General features: G+C 72.1%; 7 protein-coding genes and 1 pseudogene. 3 read left to right on the top strand and 5 right to left on the bottom strand.

What is annotated here, in order from left to right:
- Window positions 1-386: pseudogene (locus tag IE249_RS33310) on the top strand (hypothetical protein); the annotation flags it as partial.
- Window positions 387-517: 131 nt separating this feature from the next.
- On the opposite strand, the gene IE249_RS33305 reads toward IE249_RS33310, so the two are convergent.
- Together IE249_RS33305 and IE249_RS33300 are read right to left on the bottom strand one after the other, a co-directional pair.
- Window positions 518-1,381 carry a haloalkane dehalogenase gene (locus IE249_RS33305; protein WP_189710898.1) on the bottom strand — a complete coding sequence of 288 codons (864 nt, stop codon included), beginning with the start codon at window positions 1,379-1,381 and terminating at the stop codon, window positions 518-520.
- Between the two features lie 44 nt (window positions 1,382-1,425).
- Window positions 1,426-2,244: an NAD(P)H-binding protein gene (locus IE249_RS33300; RefSeq protein WP_189710896.1), complete on the bottom strand. Its 819-nt coding sequence runs from the start codon at window positions 2,242-2,244 to the stop codon at window positions 1,426-1,428.
- A gap of 75 nt (window positions 2,245-2,319) precedes the next feature.
- Here IE249_RS33300 and IE249_RS33295 point away from each other — a divergent pair, with 75 nt between their 5' ends.
- Both IE249_RS33295 and IE249_RS33290 read left to right on the top strand, forming a co-directional pair.
- The gene (locus tag IE249_RS33295; RefSeq protein ID WP_189710894.1) at window positions 2,320-2,922 is read left to right on the top strand and encodes a TetR/AcrR family transcriptional regulator; all 603 of its coding nucleotides are present in this window, start codon (window positions 2,320-2,322) and stop codon (window positions 2,920-2,922) included.
- 246 nt (window positions 2,923-3,168) lie between these two features.
- The gene (locus IE249_RS33290; RefSeq protein ID WP_229859825.1) at window positions 3,169-3,567 is read left to right on the top strand and encodes an MFS transporter; all 399 of its coding nucleotides are present in this window, start codon (window positions 3,169-3,171) and stop codon (window positions 3,565-3,567) included.
- Window positions 3,568-4,019: 452 nt separating this feature from the next.
- Here IE249_RS33290 and IE249_RS33285 read toward each other — a convergent pair whose 3' ends face one another.
- The 3 genes from IE249_RS33285 to IE249_RS39325 form a co-directional block, all read right to left on the bottom strand.
- Window positions 4,020-5,453 carry an aminobutyraldehyde dehydrogenase gene (locus tag IE249_RS33285; protein ID WP_189710890.1) on the bottom strand — a complete coding sequence of 478 codons (1,434 nt, stop codon included), beginning with the start codon at window positions 5,451-5,453 and terminating at the stop codon, window positions 4,020-4,022.
- Complete coding sequence (locus IE249_RS33280; protein WP_189710888.1) at window positions 5,446-6,759, bottom strand: flavin monoamine oxidase family protein; 1,314 nt, start codon at window positions 6,757-6,759, stop codon at window positions 5,446-5,448. The genes IE249_RS33285 and IE249_RS33280 overlap by 8 nt, the downstream gene beginning before the upstream one ends.
- 34 nt (window positions 6,760-6,793) lie before the next feature.
- Window positions 6,794-7,040: TOBE domain-containing protein (locus tag IE249_RS39325; protein WP_229859824.1), on the bottom strand; the 247-nt coding region annotated here is incomplete at its 5' end.

The raw sequence follows: 7,040 nt of genomic DNA, 5'->3' as shown, positions 1-7,040 counted from the left end.
CCCACTCTCGCGCCCGCGACCTCGAACTGGCCCTCGGTCGCGCCGGCCCGGACGGCGTTCTCACCTCTACCATCGTCAACATCCGAGTTCATGAAGTTGCACGAGCCATTGGCATGGTGCTGGACCGGGTAGCACCCGCGCTCGACCTGGACTCCGTGCACGCGTTCATCAACGACTTCACCACCGCTGATCTCCGGACCGTCGACCTCGACGGCCTCGACCTCGCTGGAGTGCGATGGTCGGAAACCGGAACCCGGTGGCCTGCGGCGGTGGATGTCGAAGAACTCAAGAGCCGCTCGGAGGAGACTCCTCCCTGCAGCGGCATCTGGGTAGTTCGATCTGGCACTGCAACCGTGCGGGGTCTTCCCGTCGATATGGGATCGTGAATCGATCACCACCGCACGCAGCACGCCGGTCACCGGGTGAGCCGCTCGCAGGCCGAGGGCCTGCAGCGGTCAAGGGTTCTTCTTCACGTGCCGCGTCGGGCGACCCACACCGGGATCTCGGCGACTCACTGTCACTGACGCAGCCCGTGCCGGTCCACCCATGTCGAGATAGCCGCGGCGACCTCGGCAGGGTGGTCCTCCGGGGTGTGGTGCCCGGCCGGGACGTCATGGCGCTCGATCTCCAGGGCGGCCATGTGCTCAGCGCACCAGGCGACGAGGGCGGGGCCCATCATGGTGCCCGGACCGGGCGCGAAGTCGATCAGCAGCTTGGGGACGTCCAAGCTGCTCGCGAGCCACGCGTCGTAGGCCTCGACGCGGGCCACGACATCGGCGGGCTCGCCCGCCAGGGGCATGGCTCGCGGCCACTGCAGCAGCGGGCGGCGGCTCTCCCGGGTCGGGTAGGGCCGGAGGTAGGCCTGCAGGTCGACGGCGGCGAGGGGGGTGGCGACGGTGTCGGGCAGCCCCTTCTCGATCATGAGGTTGTCGTCGAGGATCATGGCCTCTCCCACTCCCCCCGTCTTGATGGCCTGGAACAGCTCGCGGCCGCCCTCCGGGAACTCCTCCCACGTCATCGGTTTGACGATGGTCTCGGTGAAGGCGATGCCGCGGACCCGGCCGGGGTGGCGGGCGGCGAAGTCGAAGGCGAGCGCGCCGCCCCAGTCGTGGCCGACCAGGACGACGCCGTCGAGGCCGAGCGCGTCGAACCAGGCGTCGAGGTAGCGGGCGTGGTCGTCGAGGGTGTAGTCGATGTCGGGTTTGCCGGAGTCGCCCATGCCGATGAGATCGGGAGCGAGCAGGCGGCCCCGGCCGACGGCCGGCAGAACGTTCCGCCACAGATGTGAGGAGGTGGGGTTGCCGTGTAGGAAGACGATCGGCGCACCGGAGCCGAGCTCGCGATAGTCGATCACCGAGTCGAGGACGGGGGTGGTCGGCATGAGGGTTCTCCCGGAAGTCGAGGGGGACGTGACAACTCGCCGGATCAGCGGAAGGCGGCGGTGCTGCGGGAGGCCCACTCCGCGAAGGAGCGCGGCGCGCGGCCCAGGACCCGCTCGACGTCGGGGCTCACCCGGCGCTCGGCGTGCAGCGGCTCTCCGAGGATGGCGAGGGTGCCTTCCACCACCGGTTCGGGCATGAACGCGAGCATCTGTTCCCGGGCTTCTTCGCGGGTCTGCTCCACGAAGCGGACCGGCTCGCCGAGCGCGGCGCCGATCGCCGCGGCCCGCTCGCGCGGGGTGGTCGGAGCGGGGCCGGTGAGCTCGTACACCGCACCGGCGTGGCCGGGCCACAGCAACGCGGCGGCGGCGACCTCCGCGACGTCCGCCGGGTCGACCGTCGGCAGGCCGACGTCGCCGAACGGCGCGGCGGCCACCCGGTCGGCGCGGATCGTCCCTGCCCAGGCGAAGGTGTTGGAGTTCAGCCCGCCGCAGCGCAGCACGGTCCAGTCGAGACCGGAGCCCCGGAGCGCGGTCTCGAAAGCGGCGGGGTGGCGGTAGGCGTCCGGGCGGGTGGCGACGCCCAGGGAGGAGACGAGGACGACGCGGCGGACGCCGGCCGCCCTCGCGGCGTCGAGGACGCCTCGCGGGTGGTCGCCGGCCACCAACAGGAACAGCGCGTCGGCGCCGTCGAGCGCGGGGCGCAGACTGCCGGGGTCAGTGAGGTCTGCCCGCACATGGGGCACGCCGACGGGGAGGTCGCGCGCCTCGCCGCGCGAAACCGCGGTCACCGCCTCGCCCGCCTCGGCGAGGATGCGGACCAGTTCGCGGCCGACGTTTCCGGTGGCGCCGGTCACTGTGATCACGAGAGACTCCAATAAGTTAGTTGACTGACTTACTGCCAACCGTAGCATGCCCGAGACGGGTCTATAGTTGGTCAGGTGACTGACTCAGCGAAGCCCGGGGCACGGGCAGCCGGCAAGCGCCGACGGCTCACCGCCGCGGCAGCGCAGGTCCTGTACGAGCAGGGCATCGAGCGCACCACCCTCGCCGACATCGCACGGGCGGCCGACGTCCCCGTCGGAAACGTCTACTACTACTTCAAGACCAAGGACGAGCTGGTCCGGGCCGCTCTGTCCGAGCACGGCACGCACCTGGACGAACTCATCGCCTCACTGGAACAGCTGCCCGACCCCCGCGACCGCCTCAAGGTCCTGATCGAAGCCTGGGTCAGCCGGCGCGACGCCGCGGCCCGCTACGGCTGCCCCACCGGGACCCTGGCCGTCGAACTCGACAAGCGTGCCGACGGCACCCTCGACGTGGAGGCCGGCGCCGTGATCCGGCGGCTGCTCGACTGGGCCGGGCACCAGTTCCGCGCCTTGGCCCTGCCCGACCCGGACGACCTCGCCCTCACCCTCGTCTCCGCTTACCAGGGCATGTCGCTTCTCGCCAACGCCCTGCGCGACCCGGACATCATGACCCGGGAGGGCACCCGCCTCCTCCGCTGGCTCGACTCCCTCAAGGCTCCCGACCAGATTCCCTGACGGGCCACGCGGAAGCGACGTGCTCGTCATGGACCGCGCCGGCCGGACGAGATCGGCGGCCCTGCCGAGCCGGTGGACGTCAGTGATGACGGTGGCGAGGAGTTCGTCCGGGTTGCGGAGGCGTTGACCGGTGAGCCGGTCGGCCAGACCGTAGAACGTCCCGCTTGTGTGCTCGGGCCGAATGGGAGCGCTGCCGCGGTCTGTTCGGCGACGCCGCGCGTCCCCCGCCACGACTGGCCTTTGGTGGTGGGCGGGATCGGCACCGGCCGCACGCTGTGGTGGGCCTCGGCGCTGTCCATTCCCGCCATCGCGATCGTCCCGTTCACCGGCACCGGCTGGGCGGTGGCGTACTTCGTCCTGGGCGTTGGCGTCTTCGAGCTGTTCAGCAGCATGTTCAGCGTGACCCGGTTCAGCTATCGCCTCGCCGTGCTGCCGCCGCACCTGCACGGCCGGGTCAACGCCATCATGCGTTTCCTGATGTGGGGCGCCACGCCGATCGGTGCGGTTCCGGGAGGCGCGCTCATCGGAGTGATCGGTGCCCGGCAGACACTGTGGCTGTGCGCGGCCGGCTTCATCGTCCCCCAACTGCTGGTGGTCCTCACCCCCGGCCTCCGCACCCTGGCGGAACCGGCTGAGGCCGACTGAGTCCGGCGCGCACGCGGGCCCTGCGACGCAGTTCTTCGTCCGCCGAGTCGAGCCGGTCGCCGTCGTACTGGGGCGGGGCCGGCAGCGGGACGCCCAACTCACCACTGATCGGCCGGGCGAGGCTGGCTCAGCCAGTAGGTGGACGCCTCGCAACCATCATTGCCCGGACGGGAGCGGCGCGTGGCGCAGTTCGGCTCGTGTCCCAGGGACGTTGCCGCCCAGTACGGCGTCCTGTGCCCGGACCCGGGCCTCCCTGCAGGCGTGGAGCGACGTCACCGGGCCGGCGCCCTGGACCGTCGCGGAGGCCACCGCGAGGAATTCACCTGCTGACCCCGCGCGGTCCGGGCCGGCCCGGGGACCGCTGGGCGGCCCGCTGCCAGTCGTCGTACTCCGCCTCCCGGAGGTCGGCGCCCATGTCCGGCAGCCGGCGGCCGACCGGGTGCCGCTCCCGATCACAGCATGACGTGCTTCGGCTGTGTGTAGTCGAGCAGGCCGGTGAGGGAGAGGTCGCTGCCGTAGCCGGAGTGGCGGACTCCGCCGTGCGGCATCTCCGACACCGTCGTGCCGTGGGTGTTGATCCAGACGATGCCGGTGCGCAGTGCCCGGGACGCACGCATGGCGCGGTCGTGGTCGCGGGTCCAGACGCTCGCGGCCAGCCCCTGGGGGACGGCGTTCGCCATCCGGAGCGCTTCGGACTCCTCGGTGAAGCGCTGGACGGTGACGACCGGGCCGAACACCTCGCTCTGCACGATCTCGTCCTCCTGTCGGACCCCCGCGACCACCGTGGCCGGGTGGAAGTATCCGGGGCGGTTCAGGGCCGTGCCGCCGGTGAGCACTTCGGCGTGCCCGGGAAGGCGATGCAACAGAGCGCTGACGTAAGAGAGTTGCGTCTCGTTGGCGAGCGGGCCGAAGTCGGCGTGGTCGTCGTCGGGGGCCCCGGGCCTGCGTCGCGCGGCGCGTTCTGCGAAGGCGGCCAGGAAACGGTCGTGGATCCGGTGGTGGACGAGGATCCGGGTGGCGGCCGTGCAGTCCTGGCCGGCGTTGTAGTAGGCCAGTGACGACAACTGCTCGACCGTCTCGTCGAGATCGGCGTCGTCGTGGACGAGCACGGGCGCGTTGCCGCCCAGTTCGAGGTGGAGCCGCTTGAGGTCGGCGGCCGCGGCGGTGGCTATCTGCTGCCCGGCGCGGACGCTGCCCGTGACGGCCACCAGCCGGACGTGCGGATGGGCGACGAGCAAGCGCCCGGTGTCGCGGTCGCCGCACACGACGTTGAGCACACCGGCCGGCAGGTGCTCGGCGGCCAGCCGGGCCAGGAGCGCGGCGGAGGACGGCGTCGTGTCGGACGGCTTCAGCACGACGGTGTTCCCGGCGGCCAGCGCGGGGGCGACCTTCCACACGGCCATCATCAGCGGGTAGTTCCACGGCGTGATCTGGGCGCAGACGCCGACCGGCTCGCGGCGCAGCACGGAGGTGCGGCCGGGGGTGTACTCGGCGGCCGCCGTACCAGGCAGGTTCCGGGCGGCCCCGGCGAAGTACCGCAGTACGTCCACGACCGCGGGCAGCTCGTCCGTGAGGAAGCGGGCGCGCGGCTTGCCCGTGTCGGCGACCTCCGCTCGCGCCACCGCGTCGCCCTGCCGCTCCAGGGCGTCGGCGATGCGCAGCAATGCGGTCTGCCGCTCGGCCGGGGTCGTGGCGGACCAGTGCTCGAAGGCCTCCTGGGCCGCCCGGCAGGCCGCGTCCACGTCCTCGGGACCGCAGAGCGGGGCCGTCCCGTGGGGGAGCGCGGTGGCGGGGTCGGTCAACCGCAGGGTGGCCCCGGATGCGGCCGGTACGTCCGTGCCGTCGATGTGGTTCAGGACCGTCGTGGGGCGGGCGGGGTCAGCCACGGCGCAGCGCCTCCTCGGCGGCAGCGCGGCCGGTGCGGACGGCGCCTTCCATGTAACCGGCGACCCACTGGTCGGAGCCGCAGACGTAGAACGGCGGTTCGTGCGTGCCGTGCAGCGGGCCCACCGCCATGACCTCGCCCGGCGGCCACTGCGTCACGTAGCCCTGGGTCCATGGATCCGTGCCCCACAGCCGCAGGTGGCAGGCGGTCGGCCGCAGTGCCTCGGCGCCGAACATCGTGGCGATCTCGGAGAGCAGCTCCGGGGTGCGCAGCTGCGGCGGGGTGCCCAGCAGGACGCCGTACCGCTCGGGCGGGACCAGTGCCGACAGCACGCCCTCGTTCTGCGGCCAGGTGCTGCCCAGCACTCCCTCGGTCTCGGACAGGCCGTTCAGAGCGTCGGCACGCCAGAACGGGCGGTCGTACACGGCGGCGAACTTCGCTGCCACCGCCTGCCGCTGCCGGTGCAGCGAGGTCAGCCGGGCCTCGTTCACCCCGGTGACGGCGACCGACCGCAGCGGTCCCACCGGCAGGGCGCTCACCACGGCCGCCGCGGTGACGACCTCGCCGGTGACCAGGCGCACGGCGCACCGTCCCGGGCGTACGTCGACCGCGGCGACGGGCGAGCCGAGGCGGATGCGCGGGCCCAGCTCGCGGCCCATGACCTCGGCGAGCGTGGCCGACCCCGCCGCCAGCCGCAGCCCCTCCCAGCTGTCGTAGTCGTAGTCGCCGGTACCGGGCACCACCGCGCTCTTGCGCAGCGCGGCCAGCAGCGAGATCCGTTCGTACGAGCCTCCTGCCAGGCCCAGTTGGCCGATTTCCCACAGCCGTACCACTGCGGGGGTGGCGTGGCAGGAGCGCAGCCAGTCGGCCACGGACAGCCGGTCCAGGGCGTCCGCCTCCGGATGCGACCAGGGGTCGTCGGGGTCGACGGTGGCGGCGAGGTCGCTGAACTGCCGGCTGAGCCACGCGTGCTGACCCGCGTCACCCGGGCCGAACCAGTGCGGTGGATCTCCGGCCGAGAGCCCTTCTGGGGTGGCACGGGTGACCCGGCCGGGCTCGGCGACATAGCTGGGCACCAGCTCCAGGCCGAGTTCCTCGGCGAGCCGGAGATACGCGGTGTGGGCGTGGCCGACCACCTCGCCGCCCAGCTGGACGGTACGTCCGTCGGGGGTGCGGGTCTGCTCGACCCGGCCTCCGACACGGTCCCGGGCCTCCAGGAGGAGCACGTCGGTGCCGGCGGCCGACAGGTCCCGCGCGGCGGCGAGTCCGGCCAGCCCGGCGCCGAGCACGATCACGTCGTGATGCATCGGTTTCGCTTTCGTCATCTCTTCAGGAGCGGGTTCAGGTCAGGACCAGGCAGTGTTCGGGCCGCCAGCCGAACTCCACCGTCTCGCCGCCGCTCCAACGGTCCTCCATGCGTGCCCGGTCCGTGTTCTGCTCCAGCACGGACAGCGTGACACCGGGGGCGAGTTCGATGTGGTAGGTGGTCGTCGGGCCGCTGTAGACGGTCTCGCGGATCACCCCCGACAACATCGACATGCCGGGTTCGAAGTCGGACAGCCAGATCTTTTCGGGGCGCACGGAGACG

Source organism: Streptomyces anandii JCM 4720, from assembly GCF_014650655.1.
In the GTDB taxonomy this organism is placed as follows: domain Bacteria; phylum Actinomycetota; class Actinomycetes; order Streptomycetales; family Streptomycetaceae; genus Streptomyces; species Streptomyces anandii.
The sequence above is the reverse complement of the archived record's forward strand: the minus strand, read 5'-3'. Positions and strand labels throughout refer to the sequence as shown.

What these genes read in the sequence shown, in the direction of transcription:
- IE249_RS33305 (WP_189710898.1), bottom strand. Translation starts at nt 1,381, where the DNA reads ATGCCGACCACCCCCGTCCTCGACTCGGTGATCGACTATCGCGAGCTC.
- IE249_RS33280 (WP_189710888.1), bottom strand. Translation starts at nt 6,759, where the DNA reads ATGCATCACGACGTGATCGTGCTCGGCGCCGGGCTGGCCGGACTCGCC.